We start from the raw sequence: 16,619 nt of genomic DNA on the forward strand, positions 1-16,619 counted from the left end.
GGTTCAGTCCGCTTTCAGACGGCTGAACCAGTCCTCGAGAAACTCGACACAAGCTCGAAGCTTGCCTGACTCCCCCAGCCTGGTCGGATAAACCGCCCACACATTCGCGCTCTGACTATAGTCATGAAGCACTTGCACCAAACGTCCTTGCTCCAGTAAGGGTTTGACGTCCCACATAGATCGCAACAACAGCCCTTGGTGTTTGAGTGCCCACTGCAATACTATTTCACCATTATTGGAGGACAGTCGACCGTTGACTCGGACGGTAACTTCTTTATTGCCATTTCGCAGTTGCCAAACGCCGAAACTGTTATTCCTCTCCTTTAGCACCAAGCAGTCATGTTCTGCCAGATCCTCCAACGTCTCAGGTGTGCCTCTTTTTTCCAAATATTCGGGTGTCGCACATATGACTCGGCGATTGGCCACTAGTTGACGACTGATGTGCTGACCCGGAATATCATCGCCGACGCGGATCTCCAGGTCGAAGCCTTCTGCGACGATGTCTACTACTCGGTCAAACACATCGACCCGCACTTCCAGATCCGGATACTCTATTGCCAATTCTGCGATCGCCGGCGCGACGTAATTTCTGCCAAATCCGAAACTGCTACATATATGCAGCAGGCCCCGTGGCGCTTTACGCACCTGGCTCAGGTCACCCATGAAATCATCGATGTCATTCAAAATCCTAGTAGCCCATTGCTCAGCCCGGACACCGGTATCTGTGAGGGCTATGCGCCGCGTCGACCGATGGATCAATTTAGTACCCAACGTCTGTTCGAGAATTTTGATGCGCTTGCTGATATAGGCAGGTGACTGCTGGAGCTCCACAGCAGCAGCCGCGAAGCTTGATTTTCGAATGACCGTCAGGAACACCCGCAAGTCTTCGGGGAGTGGCGCTTCTTCATGATTCGTGTTCATAGCGTACATAGATGGCGTGTTTTTCTACGGGTGGGTAAAGGATAGCATGTACCTAGCCTTTAGCTTCCGTGATTTAGGCAGATTTTATTTTCCTCACACAAAAATAATTGAGGACCAGTCAATGACTTCGCTCACCCTTGCCTCCTCCAAAAAAAGCCGCTTCAATGCGCTTTTGGAATATGAAATTGGTGTTATTCCATTTCCATATTTCCTCGGGATATCAATAATCGTTTTCTGCTCCGCGCATTTCGGGCTGCTACCCAAAACCATGATTGGTGGCTTGGCTGTCATCATGACGCTTGGCATGTTCTTGGGACAAATTGGCCAACGCTTGCCCATTCTGAGAGATATTGGCGGAGGCGCCATCTTGTGTCTGCTGCTGCCTTCCGTGCTTGTGTTTCATGGGTTTTTTGGTAGTACTACAATCGACGCTACCAAAATGCTGATGAAAGACGCCAACTTCCTTTACTTTGTCATCGCAAGCCTGGTCGTGGGCAGCATTCTTGGAATGAACCGGACTATTTTAGTTCAGGGGATGGTCAGGATGTTCGTGCCATTGTTGGCAGGCACGGTCGCTGCAATTGCAGCAGGAATTCTGGTCGGTATCAGTTTTGGCTACACCGCGCATCACACGCTGTTTTACATTATCGTCCCTATCATTGGCGGGGGCATCGGTGAAGGTATTTTGCCGCTATCTTTGGCTTATGCCCATATCCTCGGTGGTTCACCCGAACAGTTTGTAGCGCAGCTGGTTCCTGCTGCGGTTGTGGGAAATATCGTTGCTATCATCTGCGCAGGTGTTCTTGCTCGGCTGGCCGTCAGAAAACCGCACCTCAATGGTGAAGGTATGTTGATCCGCGCAAAGGAAGAGAACGATAAATTCAATGTTGAGGAGATCGAGGACAAAGAAATCGATTTCCGTTACATGGGCGCTGGGGTGTTGCTGATCTGCGCATTCTTCGTGCTGGGCGGCTTGCTGGAAAAGCTGGTGCATATTCCAGGTCCCGTAATGATGATTGTCGTTGCAGTGCTTTTCAAATATCTTCGTGTGTTGCCAGACCGTTTAGAAAAGGGCAGCAAACGATTCTATAAACTGGTTTCCACCGTCTTCATCTGGCCTACCATGATCGGTCTGGGTATGCTTTATGTGCCCCTGGAAAGCGTGGCAAGTGTCTTTTCCGTCGGTTACGTCATGGTCTGTGTTTCGGTTGTCGTCGCCATGGCATTGGCTGGCTTCCTGGTCGGTAACCTGCTCAAGATGTACCCTATTGAATCTGCCATCGTGACCAGTTGCCACAGCGGGCTGGGTGGTACCGGTGATGTCGCGATTCTTTCCGCTTGTAATCGCATGGCACTGATGCCGTTTGCTCAGATTTCAACCCGGATCGGCGGGGCGGCTACTGTAATAGCCGCGACTGTACTGATGGGTATCTGGCATTAATCGGGCTGGTTGGTCGCCAGCTTAGATTAATTGTAGCTTAGCCCCCTATCGCATTCCCTTTTGCCACGCTCTTGGGGGAATGCGAAACGGGGGCTTTTTTTGTTTCTTTACATAGTACAAGAGCGTTCTAGCCATTGAGTAAATGGCTAAATCTATCGCATCAGAATGCAGTGGTTACTAGCGAAACCGAGTAATCATTGAACTGCTTCCACAGCTAATTTCTCAAACTACCTTCAGCGTGAACCTCGCTGAGCTCTTACCCCAGATAGCCTAGAGATCTACTTGTTCTACCCAAAAATTTCTGGGAGGAATCTGCATGCGCTATTGTTGCGTTAGCTACGTGTGGAGACAGCCTAAATAATGCGTGTGAATATGAGGTGGCCAAGTGGTAAAGCTGCATCAATACCTAAGTGGGAGAGGGAATATGCTGGAGGGAATGGTGGTGCGGGTGCAGAGCACTGGGGCTGGACCGATAGTCAGCCCCATTGCGAAATTTCTAACCATGTCAAATCGATGGCATGGGCAAACTTGTTTAAAGTGTTCAGTAAGGATCAGTGTTGCAAGACTTCTGGGTTAACAAGATCCCTGGGCGTTTGCCCCTCAAGCCCGGACAATAAGTTTTGCAGCGCGCGCTGCGCCATGGCCTGGCGAGTCTGAATTGTGGCAGAGCCTATATGAGGAACGGTCACTACATTGGCGAGTTTGAAAAGCGGCGACTCTGAAAGCGGCTCTTTCACATATACATCCAAACCCGCACCGCGGATGCGCCTGTTAGCCAAAGCGTTGACCAACGCCTTCTCGTCAACAATGGGGCCGCGTGACACGTTGATCAAGATGGCCTCAGGCTTCATCAGAGACAGTTCTTCTTCACTGATGAGGTTACGTGTTTCGGGAGTTAGCGGAACCATAGGACAAACAAAGTCAGCCTCCTTCAGCAACTGGTCTTGGGGAACCCATTGCGCTCCGAGCTCTGCTTCCAGGTCGGGTTTGCGTGTACTTCCGGAGTATAGAATGGTCATGCCAAAACCTAAGCGTCCCCTGCGTGCAATGGCTGCGCCGATCTTGCCCAGGCCTATGATGCCGAGTGTCTTGCCATGAACATCACAACCAAACGCCGACTCGTCGATTGTTTTCTGCCAAGCCCCAGACTTCGTCCACGCGTCCAGCTCAGGGATGCGCCTGGCCGTTGCGAAAATTAGCGCAAAGGCGAGGTCTGCCGTTGTCTCATTCAATACATCAGGTGTATTGGTCAACATGATGCCGCGGCGGTTGAGATGTGCTAGATCGTAATTATCATAACCCACCGAAATGCTGGAAATAATTTCCAAATTCTCAGCGCCTTCAAGTTCTCGTTCCCCCAGTTTGCGATTGCCGCCAATCAAACCGTGAGCACCCGGCAACGCGGTACGGAATTGCGCGTCAAGGTCTCCTTTTTTTGCGTCGAGTATCACGATGTTGTAACGGTCAGCATAGGGTGCAAGCAGGCTGGGGTGAACGCGACTAAATGCAACGATCGTTTTTTTCATCAAAACATGACCTTGAGGTTAGTTGAGGCTTTTTCCGGGTTGAAGATAGGTTTTAGTGAGTTGTTGGTAATTGTCTGAAAGAGAGTATTTTGCAATCAGCTGCGCGGCTGTCAATGTTGGAAATACGCTTTGTCGCTCTGCGCATAGCGCCTCGTAGGTCGCCTGCACTGCTGCAAAATACGGTCTATGCCCGTTGACGACTATTCGAACATTGGCTGCTGCTAGTCGATCAGGATCAGCCAATTCTGGGTTAGCATAATTAATCAGCATGATTGGCACCCTGAGATGGGATGTTAATTGCGCAAGATGTTCGAAATTTTTCACTCCGACCAGGCAAATAGCATCTGCGCCGGCTTTCTGATAGGCCGTTGTTCGGGCGATTGAATCACTCAATGTCGTAGCGCCGACATGGGTACGGGCAATGATACTTAGCGTCTCATCAGAGCGAGCCACTCTCGCGGCGTAGATTTTACTCGCAGCCTCATCAAGACTGATAAGTTGGGTGGAAGCGTGATTATAACTTGCCGGCAGATGAGTATCTTCTAGGGTGAGCGCAGCTACGCCGGCTTTTTGCAGTTCACTGACCGTCCGCATCACGTTCAGGGCATTTCCATAACCGTGGTCGGCATCGGCAATGATCGGGATTTGGCTAGCCCGGCCCAACCTGGAGGCTTGCTCGGTAAATTCATCCAGCGTAATCAGGGTGATGTCCGGTGCGCCGAGAACCTGAAGTGAAGCAACTGAGCCGCCTAGAATGGCTGTTTCGAAGCCGATATCGGCGGCCATGCGTACAGAGAGAGGGTCGAATACTGAGGCGGCAAATTTACATGACGTTCCCTGCAGGAGAGCACGAAACGCGTTTCGAAGTTCCAGATGAGATCGTTCGTTCATATGAATGCTCCCAAAGCAAAATGCCAGCTCGCGTGCTAAACGCGAAGCTGGCATTTGATGTTGCTTATTTTTGAATGGCGTAGGGTTCCGATTTTTGCTCCGGTTTGTCGCTCTTCAAACTGGCGATTTCACGCTTGGCTGTCTCGACATCAAATGCATTGTCCCATTTGGCGATGGCGATGGTGCCTATGCCGTTACCAATCAGATTGGTCACCGCGCGAGCTTCGTTAAGGAAGCGGTCAATGCCCAGGAGGAGCACCAGTCCTACCAGCGGAATGGTATGAATGGTGGTGAGCGTGGCTGCCAAAGTGATGAAGCCGGCCCCCGCGACACCCGCCGATCCTTTAGAGGTAAGCAGCAGTACGCCTAGCAGGATCATCTGATCCATAACAGACAGCGGCGTATTGGTGGCTTGCGCAACGAAGATTGCGGCCATGGTGAGATAGATGCACGTACCGTCGGCATTGAAGGTATAGCCTGTAGGCAACACCATACCTACCACGGATTTCTTGCAACCCAATTTCTCGAGTTTGGCCATCATCCTCGGCAGCACCGCTTCGGTGGAGCACGTACCCAAGGTAACGAGGATCTCGTCTTTGAAGTAGCGCAGGAACTGCATCAGCGGCAGCCCTGACCAGCGGGCCACTGCTCCCAGAATCACGACAATGAAGACCAGGGTAGTGATGTACAGGGCGATGAGCAGCTGCCCAAGGGACAGTAAGGTACCTACACCATACTTACCAATCGTGAACGCCATACCAGCACCGGCACCCAGGGGAGCGAGGCGCATGACCATAGCAACGATCTTGAACAGCCCATGCAGGAAGAGATCGATCATATTGATCAACGGCTTGCTGGTCGGACCCATTTGAACAAGGGCAACACCCATCAACACCGAGAGCAGGATTACTTGAAGCATGGAGCCTTTGGCAAAGGCGTCAATGAAGGTGCTGGGGATGATGTTCAGCAGAAAGTCGACCGTCCCACCTTGTTCTGCCGCAGCCTGGCTGTATTTGCCAATGGCGCTTCCGTCGAGGGTGCCGGCGTTGATGTTCATGCCGACGCCTGGCTTCACGACGTTGACGACTACCAGGCCGATGACCAAGGCAATCGTTGAGAGGATTTCAAAGTAGATTAACGCTTTGACACCAATGCGTCCCACTTCTTTGATGTCGCCCATTTTAGCAATACCGACTACGACGGTACCGAAGATGATGGGGGCCAGCAGCATTTTGATGAGTTTGATGAAGCCATCGGCAAAGGGCTGCAGTTTCGCGCCGATGTTAGGCTCCAGATAGCCGATCAGACCACCGATCACGATGCCAATCAGTACCTGGACATATAGCTGGCTGTACCAGCGGGTTTTGGACGTTTCCACGAGCGCACCTCATTTTATTTTTGTGATCGGCTGTGTGGTCAAGCGCCGCTCACGCGACGCTTGTGTTCCGGCTGTCCTGAAGGAGTCAAGACAGCCGTTGGCAGTGATCAGCCTTCGCCCAATTCACGCATGACTTTGTAAAGCTCCGATTTGGCCTCGAAGCCGACACCTGGAATATCCGGGAGACCGACGTAACCATTTTCAACGCGGATGCCATCGGCGAAGCCACCGAACGGCTGGAACACGTCAGGATAAGATTCGTTACCGCCGAGGTGCAGGCCGGCTGCGATGTTCAGCGACATCTGGTGGCCGCCGTGAGGCACGACGCGGCGAGACGACCAGCCCATTTCTTCCATGACTTTCAATGTGCGCATGTATTCGACCAGACCGTACGACAGAGCGCAGTCAAACTGAACATAGTCACGGTCGGAGCGCATGCCGCCATGGCGCAGCAGGTTACGAGCATCTTGGTGAGAGAACAGGTTCTCACCGGTGGCCATCGGCAGCTCATAGTGGTTGGCCAGCTCTGCTTGCAGGGCATAGTCCAATGGATCGCCTGCCTCTTCATACCAGAACAGGTTGTAAGGTTTCAGGGCTTCGGCGTAGGCAATAGCGGTTTGCTGATCGAAGCGGCCGTTAGCGTCAACGGCCAGGCGGCGACCATCACCTACCACCTTGATCACAGCTTCGATGCGGCGGATGTCATCAGCCAGCGGAGCTGCACCGATCTTCATCTTGACGACGTCATAGCCGCGGTCCAGGTAGCCACGCATTTCATCCTGCAGTTTGGTGTCGTCCTTGCCCGGATAGTAGTAACCACCGGCGGCATAAACCCAAACTTTGTCGTCAGCCTTGCCGCCACGGTAGCGGTCAGCCAGGAGGCGATACAGTGGCTTGCCTTCGATTTTTGCTACAGCGTCCCAGACGGCCATGTCGATGGTACCGACTGCGACCGAACGCTCGCCGTGACCACCCGGTTTTTCGTTGGTCATCAGGGTTTTCCAGATGGCGAACGGGTCCAGGTTGTTATGTTCCTTGTCGATCAGCGACTCTGGGTCGGCTTCGGTGATGCGAGCCAGGAAGCGATCACGCATCAGCGCGCCTTGACCATAGCGACCGTTGGAGTTGAAGCCGTAGCCGATCACTGGTTTACCATCGCGGATCACATCGGTGACGACTGCTACAACCGAGCAGGTCATTTTCGAGAAATCGATGTACGCGTTGGCGATTGGCGAGGCAATGGAAACGGTCTTTTCGCGGATGTCGACGATACGCATGATGCGCTCCTCTTGTTGTTGGAGACTCCAAATTAAGCCTGGTCTTCGATGCCGCCCAATGCTATTAATGCAGCACCCCATGCTGAAACGGCATTGCCCATGGAACTTGTCTGGCTAGAAGATTTTGTCGCGTTGGCAGAGAACGGAAGCTTTGTTCGAGCTGCCGAAGCACGCCACGTCACGCAACCTGCATTCAGTCGCCGAATACGGTCGTTTGAAAGTTGGATAGGTGTGGAACTTTTTACGCGTACACCACAAGGCGCGCCCCTCACGGATGCTGGAAAACTGATCCTGCCAAGTGTACTGGATGAGATCAGCAGAATTTATCGAATACGATCGGAAGCTCAAGAATTTTCCGGTAAAGCGGCAAAAGTCCTACAGTTTGCTGCCACCCACTCGCTTTCATTTACTTTCTTCCCTCGGTGGATCCGGCGAGCAGAACGAGGCGCACCAATTGAGGCTGTACGGTTACATTCCGATAGCATGGCAAGTTGCGAGCAAATGTTGGTGCATGGGCATGTTCAGTTTTTGCTATGCCATCGGCATCCAGAAGTACCACCGCTACTGCCGCATAATCAGTACATTAGTAAAAAGGTGGGCGATGATATTCTTATTCCTCTCGCCAGCCCTGCGCTAACCTTTGATGGCGAACAGGGTTCCATCCCTTATCTGGCTTACACTGAAGAATCAGGTTTAGGTCGTATCATCAGGCACCGTTTGCAGGGGAAAGATGAGTTTCTGCACCTAAATCCGTTGTTTAGTAGTCATCTGGCCGCCGTGCTGATGTCCATGACATTGGAAGGTAAAGGCATCGCATGGCTGCCTCGCAGTCTGACGGAGCAGGAAGTCGTTGATGGTCGCCTTGTTAGGGCACTAGATGAAAGTTGGGACATACCGCTGGATATAAATCTGACGCGCCCCGCAGCACCGATGAATCGATCCGCTGAATCTTTCTGGAGTGGTCTCACCTCCCAGTAAACTTCGAGTATTGCTTGGGTTTGGCTCGCTGCAGGCAGGGTGAGCCAAACCCATCACTTCGCCTCCGATCAATCACGGCTGTTAACGATAAAGCCCTACGATCGACTGACCAAGTAAGCTTCGCCCTTTGAGCTTTTCCAAAAGAGCCTCTCGGTTAAGTCCAGCAGGAAGCTCTCCTGGAGGAATCGTGGTCGCGACAACGGTCAAAGTGTAATGGTGAGGATTTTCTTGTGGTTGTGCGCAGAGCCCACGATAGGCTGTGTGACCCATGGTATTGACGCCCACCGTGTAAGAGCCTTCCTGCTGGCCCTCTAGGCCTTCGTTAAGCTGATCGATGGTGGGAGGGATGTTGTAGACAACCCAGTGGGAGGTGCCAGTACCCTTTTGGCCATCAGGATCGGTCAGAAAGATGGCGAGCGAGGCCGTTCCCGTAGGAAGGTTGCTCCAGCGGACGTGTGGCGATATGCCTGAACCGCCTCCACATTGCTGTTCGGTTCCAGCATAGCGTACTGGAATCTTCTGGCCGTCTTTGAATGAGTCACTTTGAATGGAGAACTTTACGGCATAGGCTGTACTGGCGGAAAGGCAAACCGCCAATAATCCAGCATTGAAAATATATTTGGGCACAATGCGGCAGTGAGTGAGTTTTTTCACATCGGATCCTTATCGGTTGTGAGCAGGTTCTTGGTTGCTAATTAGTCTAATGAAACAGAGAGGGCGGGCAGCCCCTTGATTTCACCGACTAAGCTGCCGGCTTCCGTCACCATGTGAAGGCCTGTATAAGAGCCTGTGGTTATTACAAGCCCCTGCGGCAAGGTAATGCCTTGGGTAGTATGGTGGTTCACCAGCCAAGTCAATAATCGACGTGGGTCGCCAGCGGGGTTCTCGCCGGTTTGTGGACTGATGCTTATTCCATTAAAAGTAAAAGAGAGCGATGGGTTAATGAAATCAATGTCACTTGAGTACGGTACGAACTGTCCGGTTACTAGTGCTCCATGGTTCATCAGGTCTGCTAGTTTGGCTAGGGCAGGTGTGTCCGGCCACGTCGCGAATCGACTTGATACGATTTCGATTGTCGCTGCCATTTCCCCAATCGCCAAAATTACTTCGGCATCGCTATAAGGCTCGTTCCTGGGTGTGAATGAACCTTTTAGGCGAAACGCAATTTCCAGTTCGACGCCAATAATCGGATAGTCACTTTTGGTGAGACTGCTTCCCGATGGAAAAACTCGATCACGGGGTAACGGGGAGCCCTGGATCGCCGCAGTGGGAGATCGTGCGCCTACTTTCCAGCCGGCGGCTGAAACTTGGCGCAAGCGCAGAATTTCTTGCTGAGCTTGGTAGGCTTCCTTCGCATTAGAAGGGACTATGGCAGTATCCAATTCTGAAATTTGGCCATGACACTTGTCAGCTTCCACAATAGTCTTTGCAAAAGACAAGATGTGTGGGGGTAGCTCCATTTCCGTTCCTCTTTCAGCAATACTGACGTGTTTGCAGAGGTCACAGCCATTGCGGGCTGAAACAAGTTGAGCGGTCTATCATGGCATATGACAAGCCGCTCATTGTTCACGCTTCGTGGTGCAGCGCATCACGAAGTGTTAATCAGCCGGTAGATTGTAAATTGCCGATGGGAGAGTAGCGGCTGCGCGGTAGTCGGACACTGTCATCATGAGTTATTGCGAATCGAGTAGTTGGCCATATGCTCCAGGCCTTTGATCAGCGCGGAGTGGTCCCAGTTGCCGCCACCCAGGGCCTGGCAAGTGTTGAACACTTGCTGGGCATTGGAGGTGTTGGGCAGGTTGATGCCCAGTTCCTTGGCGCCTTGCAGGGCCAGGTTCAGGTCTTTCTGGTGCAGGTTGATGCGGAAGCCTGGGTCAAAGGTGCCTTTGATCATGCGCTCGGCGTGCACTTCGAGGATTTTCGACGAAGCAAAGCCGCCCATCAGCGCTTCACGTACCTTGGCGGGGTCGGCGCCGTTCTTGGCGGCGAACAGCAGGGCTTCGGCAACGGCCTGGATGTTCAGGGCAACGATGATCTGGTTGGCCACCTTGGCGGTCTGGCCGTCGCCGTTGTCACCCACGCGGGTGATATTCTTACCCATGGCTTCGAACAATGGCAGGGCGCGCTCGAAAGCTTTCGGGCAGCCACCGACCATGATGCTCAGGGTCGCGGCCTTGGCACCGACTTCACCGCCGGACACCGGGGCGTCCAGGTAGGCAGCGCCAGTGGCCTTGATCTTCGCGGCGAAGGCTTTGGTGGCGGTAGGGGAGATCGAGCTCATGTCGATCACCACCTTGTTCGGACCGACTCCTTCGGCAATGCCGTTGGCGCTGAACAGCACGTCCTCGACTTGTGGGGTGTCCGGGAGCATGACAATGATGAACTCGGCTTCCTGGGCTACCTCTTTCGGGGTGCACAACGCCATGACGCCCGCGGCGATGAGGTCGGTCGGTGCAGGTTTGTGGTGGCTGGAGACAAACAGGCTGTGACCTGCTTTTTGCAGGTTCTGGACCATGGGCTTGCCCATGATGCCGGTGCCGATGAAACCGATTTTAGCCATGAGAATTTACCTCTTTTATTTTTGTTCGCAGCCCCGTGGAGCTTGGTGATTCAGATTGCGTTATGGGTTTTCAGCCAGCCCAAGCCTGCTTCGGTAGTAGTCTTGGGCTTGTACTCCGCGCCCACCCAACCCTGGTAGCCGATACGGTCCAAGTGCTCGAACAGGAAGCAGTAGTTGATCTCGCCGGTGCCGGGTTCGTTGCGGCCCGGGTTGTCGGCTAGCTGGATGTGGTTGATCAATCGCAGGCTGGTTTCCAGTGTGCGCGCCAGGTCACCCTCCATAATCTGCATGTGGTAGATGTCGTACTGCAGGAACAGGTTGTCGCTGCCCACTTCGGCCTGGATTTCTAGGGCCTGTTTGGTGGTGTTCAGGTAGAAACCCGGAATGTCGCGGGTGTTGATCATTTCCATGACTAGGCGGATACCGGCGGCCTTGAGCTTCTTGGCGGCGTAGCGCAGGTTGTCCACGAAGGTTTTGCGCACGGTGGCGCAGTCCGGGCCTTGCGGTCTGATGCCGGCCAGGGCGTTGACCTGGGTGTTGCCCAGCAACTTGGCGTATTCGATGGCCTTGTCGACACCAGCGCGGAATTCCTCGACGCGGTCGGGGTGGCAGGTGATACCGCGGTCACCTTTCGACCAATCACCCGCAGGCAGGTTGAACATCACTTGGGTCAGGCGGTGCTCATCAAGCTGCTGGCGAATGGACGCCGGATCGTAGTCATACGGGAAAAGGTACTCGACCCCAGTGAATCCGGCATCGGCAGCGGCCTTGAAGCGGAACAGAAAGTCCTGCTCGGTGAACAGCATGGACAGATTGGCAGCGAAGCGAGGCATAGGTTTCCTTACTAAATATGAACGTTTTTGAGCGGGGGTTTTGCTTTGCACTCGCGTGCTCTCTGTCCATAGTGCGCGTTTCAGCGTTCGCCTATGTAGCTTAAGCGTATGTATTTGCGGAACAATCGAGTAGGTGTGATCGGAGCCTTCACGATTTGTGTATTTATCTCACCGTATTGCTATCGGTGTCAGTGCTGCCTCTGAAGCTGACTTTAGTCCGCTAATGCTTTTCTGGCTCTGCCAACGTGCTTTTGGGTACTGCCGTGGCTGCGCGGCTGCAGCTATTGCGAACATACGTCAGCACCGCCGCGATATCTCATTAAAGGAGTTTCCAGTCGACCGAGAGCATGCCCCCGGTCACTATCAAGCGGCAGCAGATTGCGAGTAAATAGCCTGTCAAAGATCTGCTGCTGCGTATTCGCAAGAATGTGGCCATCGCGTTTTGCCTACGCATGGACTAAAACGGCACGGTGTATCGCTATCAGATTTTTGCTCTGAGCTACTTGGCGAAGTACTGCTCTTTGACAAATCAGTGGGTACGTTAGGGCTCCCTTTTTAGGGGCAGCAGGGGGACCGCTGATGATCAAGTAGCGGTCCCCTGCATGTGGGCATTCGAAAACTATCAGGCGGGAAGCGGATGTGGCTGGTGATGTCGTTTGTTGAGTTGATTCACGATCAGGGCTACCAATGCAAAACCAATGGCAATTCCAGTCAAGTCGCAGAGAATTTGTCCAAATTGGATATAGTCTCTGGGTGCATCTCCGTAAACATTGATGAACCGCTGTTGGAGCAGCTCCCAGTAAAGAGAGACACCAACACCCCCACACATAGCTGTAACAAGCGCACCCTTCGGACTAATCAGGCGAGGGGTGAGCTTCTTCATCATGTAAACCCAACAACAGGCTGCAAGATAGATAGGAGTCATCTGCAGCGCCAACAGTGCATGCAGATTTCCGATCTTTTCCTGGAGAAATTCAGGCCCCCAAAAATAAGCCAAACCGATGATGGGCAACAGGCTACCCAGCGCAAGGTTCATTCGAAGGGTCGTCTTTTCTGCGAACGAAATGAAGAAAAACCAAAAGCACATGATCAAACCGATGAATCCAATCATGTGAGCCACGGCGCGCGGGCCAATGAACCAACCAGGTCCGTCCATGACCTGAAACCCGGCGAAATTCGCCTGGCTATCAAACGAGATCGCAAAAAGGACAATCATCACGCCCAATACGAGGGGGACCGACTTGAGGTGCGTGGACGGCATTGGTGCTCCTTCAGGGTTTGGTTGGTTTTTGTTGAATGTCAACCTGGCTACTTATACAGTAGTTTTCCTGTCGACGCGAGCCCGCCTTGCGGGGCTGGCAGCATCCATTTTCACCAGCTGGGTGGTGCTCGGGCGGGGCGCGGGGCTGAAATTGCTAAGGCTGACCAGCCTCAAAGCAAGGGGCTCAGGACGCTGCGGCACAGCCTTTAGCTCTTTTGGAGTCAGCTATTGCTTGATGAGGGGGGGTAGCCAGGAGAGTTATGTGTAAACCCCATATTCGATTCTGAGCAGGAGATCAGTGACCACTGAGAGCCCTGGCTGATCATTTAGCAAGCTACAGGGAGAGACATACCTTAATCCGAAGGCGGGCTTAATCATCCATGAGTCCGCAAGCGCTGCGCTACCCAGTACCTGGCGAGCTTGGCCTAGGACGCTGTCGAACCTTGCTAAAAAGCAATGATGAGAGGTACTCCAGCACCCGGTTGGCCTTGAAATGCACTGTGTTAATTCATTAGGTATCAATCTCAACTCTCCTGTGAAGGTTTGATTCTGCATCCGAGCGACATGCAGAGGGAGACTTGGTGATTATCTTGGACGTTAGGAAACTGATCAGTAAATTGATAACACTTCAGTTCTGAGGCTAGATGTTAGTTCGATACGGTGGGAACGATAACGTTCGAAGTCAGAACTGCTTAATAACTCGCCAGGCTCGGCTTTCAAGATGTGAATGGCAGTGCTCTCGTCAGCTGTGCCATGAATTAGCCTACAAGGATTATCTATAGTCGTTGGCTCAATTGTGTTCGTATTGAAAGGCGCAATTAAGTCAATTACGGCATGGTCATCAGGTAGATCCGAAGCAATCCGGTATGAGAAATTCAGCAGTGATGGCTCAGCCAGGACGTATAGCCAGGCGTTATCATCTAAAGCACCTGTGCGTCGTAGTACGCGACCGAGCACCTGTCGATAATGGAGCTCAGTTCTAATTCGGCTGAGATAGCAGCAGACTCGTAGTCTTGGTATGTCTGTGCCCTCACTAATCATACCAACTGCAACGATCCAGCGGCCGGCCCCTCTACGAAACTCATCGATGACTAATTGGGCATCTGGTGTGCGATTCGTCACCACACGACATTCTTCACCCATGTTTCTAAGTGCCGCTGCGACTTGATAAGCATGATTTATGCTTGATGCAATGATGAGGCCGCCAGCATGCGGGTCATCTGGAATAAGGCTGTGTAGTCGGCTGCATCCAAGGTGAAGAACTTCTTTTACTACTTCATCATGAGAAACGAGGTCTTCGAACGTTATAGGTGAATCGCTCAAGATTTCTGCAATGCTGGAGTACTCAGAGGTTGATGACTGTCTCTCAGTAATAGTCTCTACTCGAATACCTTTCACTTCCATGAGCGCAATCCTTGGCGAACGGCATACGCCATCATTGATGGATTCTTTTATTCCGTATAGGTAGTCGCAGATTAGCCGCCCTTCTGGGCTCGAATACCGAGCTAAAGCGATGGCATGTTCATCTGATCGCCAGGGTGTGCCTGAAAGTGCCAGCGTGTATGCAGCGCGGTCTTGAATGCGTTGAAGAATTGTCTGCCCCCAAGAGTTGCCAAGATACTGTTCACTTCCGGAGCAATGATGAATTTCGTCAAAGACGGCAAATACCCTGAAGTCATCTAAAAGCTGCCAAAATGAATCGCTTTGGTGCTCCATAGCCTGATATGTAATTGCAGTTCCACTCGCTCCTATGCGGCCATCAAAGGGTCTACCCAAAACCTTGGAGAAAGTATTGGCTAGTCCCGTAACTATTTGGCAGGACGGACCAAAGCAAAGCACGAAATCAATTGCATCTAGTGAGATCAATCGCCTAGCAAGCTCTGCTGCCATTCGACTTTTGCCAGCACCTGGCGTGGCTTGGCAGAAGAAGTGCGGTGAAGCCTTGTAGGTGTGAAGGGCCGCATCAATGCATTGGCGTTGCCATGTACGGAGCTTTGTCATGCTTTTACCAATAATTTCAACGTCTTTTCTACTGCGCGTAAGTGACCGAGTAAGCGTGAGGATCTATCTCTAGCAGCCAGATAGTCATCCTCCACCTGAGCCTTGAGCTGAGGCATTTCGGCTATTAGCTGCTTATAACGCTCCGCTTCTCCAACGGAGCTGAGCATGTCTAGACGTATCTCCTTCGCTAGCTCCTCGAGCCGTAACACTGGCTTTGAGGTGGATGATTCAGCTGAATGCTCGTCCCTCTGCTCCGTCAAGGTAGGTTCTGTGGGGCCGCCATGGCCATCCACCAGTTCAAGGTTCAATGAGTCTGGGACTGTGTCTACACAATAGACCTGGCCGCGACGGCGCTTCTCAGCATCCAGTCGGACCCAGCCCACGCGCCTTAATCGTGTTACCTGGTCGTAAACGTATCGCCATAGCTCGGCCGCAGAGAGCCCTGCACAGCCGCTTTGGCTCGCATATGCATCTCGAAGCTGTCGGATTGTGAAGCGTTGTAGATCTCCTTCCTGGAGCAGGGCGTAAAGGCACCTGTCTAGCTTAAATGTCACGGGTTTCATACAAGCACCCAGGATGAGTAAAACGGCACAAAATGCGGATTATAATCCGTAGCGCGAAGATCAGTAAACGACCGATAGTTTCGCCTTGTGTACGACGAGGCGGTTATGCGGCAGGAGATAGCAAGCTCTCTGGGACAAAATATCCGAGAGCAGAGATTGTTGATTGGGTTGTCCCAAGACGCTCTGGCACTGGCCTGTGGGATGGATCGCAGTTACATAGGTAGGATTGAGAGAGGTGAGGTAAATCTCACTGTAGAGAAGCTTTACCGTTTGGCAGAAAATCTGAATTGCCGGCCACAAATCCTTCTGCCTGAGCTTTCGCGGAAGCTCACTGATCCAACCACCTTCCTCTAGCTTACGCTACCGCGAGCAGCATTAACTGCTCGTCAACTCAATTTATTAACAACCGCTTTCCTCGATCTAGAGCATGTTAGCTCTGGTTTTTGTTCGTATCTATTGAGCTGGTTTAAGACAGAAATGATTTCTCTTGCTATTGATTGGAATGTTATAGCGACGGGGCTAATAGCGCCTGGCGCCGTGCTTTGCATTAAAACGTTACTCGATTTCAGTTTGTCGCATTATTTTGTGAAGTATTTTCACTGGTTGCCAGTTCGAGGTTTTTTTAGGGATAGGCCACCTAAACTAACGGGCAAGTGGGAACAAGTGTGGGAGGCGCCAGGTAGTCCAAACTTTACCGAGGTTGTGGATCGACATAGCTATACGCATATAAAACAGTTCGGTCGTTATGTATATGCAGAATTTGATGCGAAGGGTAGAAATTACTGTGTATTTGGCGTGGTTAAGAATTCGTATATTACGGGTGAGTGGTATGATCGAGATGATAATCACGCGTATTTTGGGACCTTGCAACTCAAGATAAGAGATGCCAGCAATCTTGAAGGTCTTTATATCGGGCATTCACATCGAACCAGCTTGGTTGCAAGTGGGCACTGGGTGTGGCAGCGTGTGAGCAAATAATTCTTGTATCA

General features: G+C 52.1%; 17 protein-coding genes. 4 read left to right on the forward strand and 13 right to left on the reverse strand.

Annotated elements, in window-relative coordinates; genetic code table 11:
* Positions 1-3: 3 nt before the first annotated feature.
* On the reverse strand, positions 4-921 hold the full coding sequence (locus ACF8Q6_RS18375) for a LysR substrate-binding domain-containing protein (protein WP_392493166.1): 918 nt from the start codon (positions 919-921) through the stop codon (positions 4-6).
* Between the two features lie 121 nt (positions 922-1,042).
* On the opposite strand from ACF8Q6_RS18375, the gene ACF8Q6_RS18380 reads away from it, so the two are divergent.
* Positions 1,043-2,362: a 2-hydroxycarboxylate transporter family protein gene (locus ACF8Q6_RS18380; RefSeq protein ID WP_392493165.1), complete on the forward strand. Its 1,320-nt coding sequence runs from the start codon at positions 1,043-1,045 to the stop codon at positions 2,360-2,362.
* Between the two features lie 551 nt (positions 2,363-2,913).
* Here ACF8Q6_RS18380 and ACF8Q6_RS18385 read toward each other — a convergent pair.
* The 4 genes from ACF8Q6_RS18385 to ACF8Q6_RS18400 all read right to left on the reverse strand — a co-directional run bounded on the left by ACF8Q6_RS18385 (position 2,914) and on the right by ACF8Q6_RS18400 (position 7,434).
* Positions 2,914-3,888, reverse strand: a complete 975-nt coding sequence (locus ACF8Q6_RS18385; RefSeq protein WP_392493163.1) for a 2-hydroxyacid dehydrogenase — start codon at positions 3,886-3,888, stop codon at positions 2,914-2,916.
* 18 nt (positions 3,889-3,906) lie between these two features.
* Entirely contained in the window at positions 3,907-4,779 is an 873-nt protein-coding gene (locus ACF8Q6_RS18390; RefSeq protein ID WP_392493162.1) for an oxaloacetate decarboxylase, read from the reverse strand.
* A 64-nt stretch (positions 4,780-4,843) separates the two neighbouring features.
* Positions 4,844-6,157: a C4-dicarboxylate transporter DctA gene (dctA, locus tag ACF8Q6_RS18395; protein WP_392493161.1), complete on the reverse strand. Its 1,314-nt coding sequence runs from the start codon at positions 6,155-6,157 to the stop codon at positions 4,844-4,846.
* 107 nt (positions 6,158-6,264) lie between these two features.
* Positions 6,265-7,434 carry a mandelate racemase/muconate lactonizing enzyme family protein gene (locus tag ACF8Q6_RS18400; protein ID WP_392493159.1) on the reverse strand — a complete coding sequence of 390 codons (1,170 nt, stop codon included), beginning with the start codon at positions 7,432-7,434 and terminating at the stop codon, positions 6,265-6,267.
* Between the two features lie 99 nt (positions 7,435-7,533).
* On the opposite strand from ACF8Q6_RS18400, the gene ACF8Q6_RS18405 reads away from it, so the two are divergent.
* Positions 7,534-8,412, forward strand: coding sequence for a LysR family transcriptional regulator (locus ACF8Q6_RS18405; RefSeq protein ID WP_392493157.1), 879 nt, complete (start codon positions 7,534-7,536; stop codon positions 8,410-8,412).
* Between the two features lie 81 nt (positions 8,413-8,493).
* Here ACF8Q6_RS18405 and ACF8Q6_RS18410 read toward each other — a convergent pair whose 3' ends face one another.
* The 8 genes from ACF8Q6_RS18410 to ACF8Q6_RS18445 all read right to left on the reverse strand — a co-directional run bounded on the left by ACF8Q6_RS18410 (position 8,494) and on the right by ACF8Q6_RS18445 (position 15,234).
* The gene (locus tag ACF8Q6_RS18410; RefSeq protein WP_392493155.1) at positions 8,494-9,066 is read right to left on the reverse strand and encodes a YbhB/YbcL family Raf kinase inhibitor-like protein; all 573 of its coding nucleotides are present in this window, start codon (positions 9,064-9,066) and stop codon (positions 8,494-8,496) included.
* A gap of 41 nt (positions 9,067-9,107) precedes the next feature.
* Positions 9,108-9,872: a 2-keto-4-pentenoate hydratase gene (locus ACF8Q6_RS18415; RefSeq protein ID WP_392493154.1), complete on the reverse strand. Its 765-nt coding sequence runs from the start codon at positions 9,870-9,872 to the stop codon at positions 9,108-9,110.
* 206 nt (positions 9,873-10,078) lie between these two features.
* Positions 10,079-10,972 (reverse strand): 2-hydroxy-3-oxopropionate reductase, encoded by an 894-nt coding sequence (locus ACF8Q6_RS18420; protein WP_392499238.1) that lies wholly within the window; start codon positions 10,970-10,972, stop codon positions 10,079-10,081.
* Positions 10,973-11,022: 50 nt separating this feature from the next.
* Positions 11,023-11,805, reverse strand: a complete 783-nt coding sequence (hyi, locus tag ACF8Q6_RS18425; protein ID WP_392493061.1) for a hydroxypyruvate isomerase — start codon at positions 11,803-11,805, stop codon at positions 11,023-11,025.
* A 622-nt stretch (positions 11,806-12,427) separates the two neighbouring features.
* A complete protein-coding gene (locus ACF8Q6_RS18430; protein ID WP_392493059.1) occupies positions 12,428-13,066 on the reverse strand; it encodes a hypothetical protein in 639 nt (212 codons plus the stop codon).
* 258 nt (positions 13,067-13,324) lie between these two features.
* Positions 13,325-13,621, reverse strand: coding sequence for an antitoxin Xre/MbcA/ParS toxin-binding domain-containing protein (locus ACF8Q6_RS18435; RefSeq protein ID WP_392493058.1), 297 nt, complete (start codon positions 13,619-13,621; stop codon positions 13,325-13,327).
* Positions 13,622-13,675: 54 nt separating this feature from the next.
* A complete protein-coding gene (locus ACF8Q6_RS18440; RefSeq protein WP_392493057.1) occupies positions 13,676-15,067 on the reverse strand; it encodes a DEAD/DEAH box helicase in 1,392 nt (463 codons plus the stop codon).
* Positions 15,064-15,234 (reverse strand): hypothetical protein, encoded by a 171-nt coding sequence (locus ACF8Q6_RS18445; protein WP_392493055.1) that lies wholly within the window; start codon positions 15,232-15,234, stop codon positions 15,064-15,066. The genes ACF8Q6_RS18440 and ACF8Q6_RS18445 overlap by 4 nt, the downstream gene beginning before the upstream one ends.
* A gap of 501 nt (positions 15,235-15,735) precedes the next feature.
* Between ACF8Q6_RS18445 and ACF8Q6_RS18450 the strand changes: the two genes are divergently transcribed.
* Positions 15,736-15,984: a helix-turn-helix domain-containing protein gene (locus ACF8Q6_RS18450; RefSeq protein ID WP_392493054.1), complete on the forward strand. Its 249-nt coding sequence runs from the start codon at positions 15,736-15,738 to the stop codon at positions 15,982-15,984.
* Positions 15,985-16,107: 123 nt separating this feature from the next.
* Positions 16,108-16,608, forward strand: a complete 501-nt coding sequence (locus ACF8Q6_RS18455) for a hypothetical protein (RefSeq protein WP_392493052.1) — start codon at positions 16,108-16,110, stop codon at positions 16,606-16,608.
* The last annotated feature ends 11 nt before the right edge of the window (positions 16,609-16,619 follow it).

The organism is Pseudomonas sp. GLN_2, assembly GCF_043106005.1.
Classification (GTDB): Bacteria; Pseudomonadota; Gammaproteobacteria; order Pseudomonadales; family Pseudomonadaceae; genus Aquipseudomonas; species Aquipseudomonas alloputida.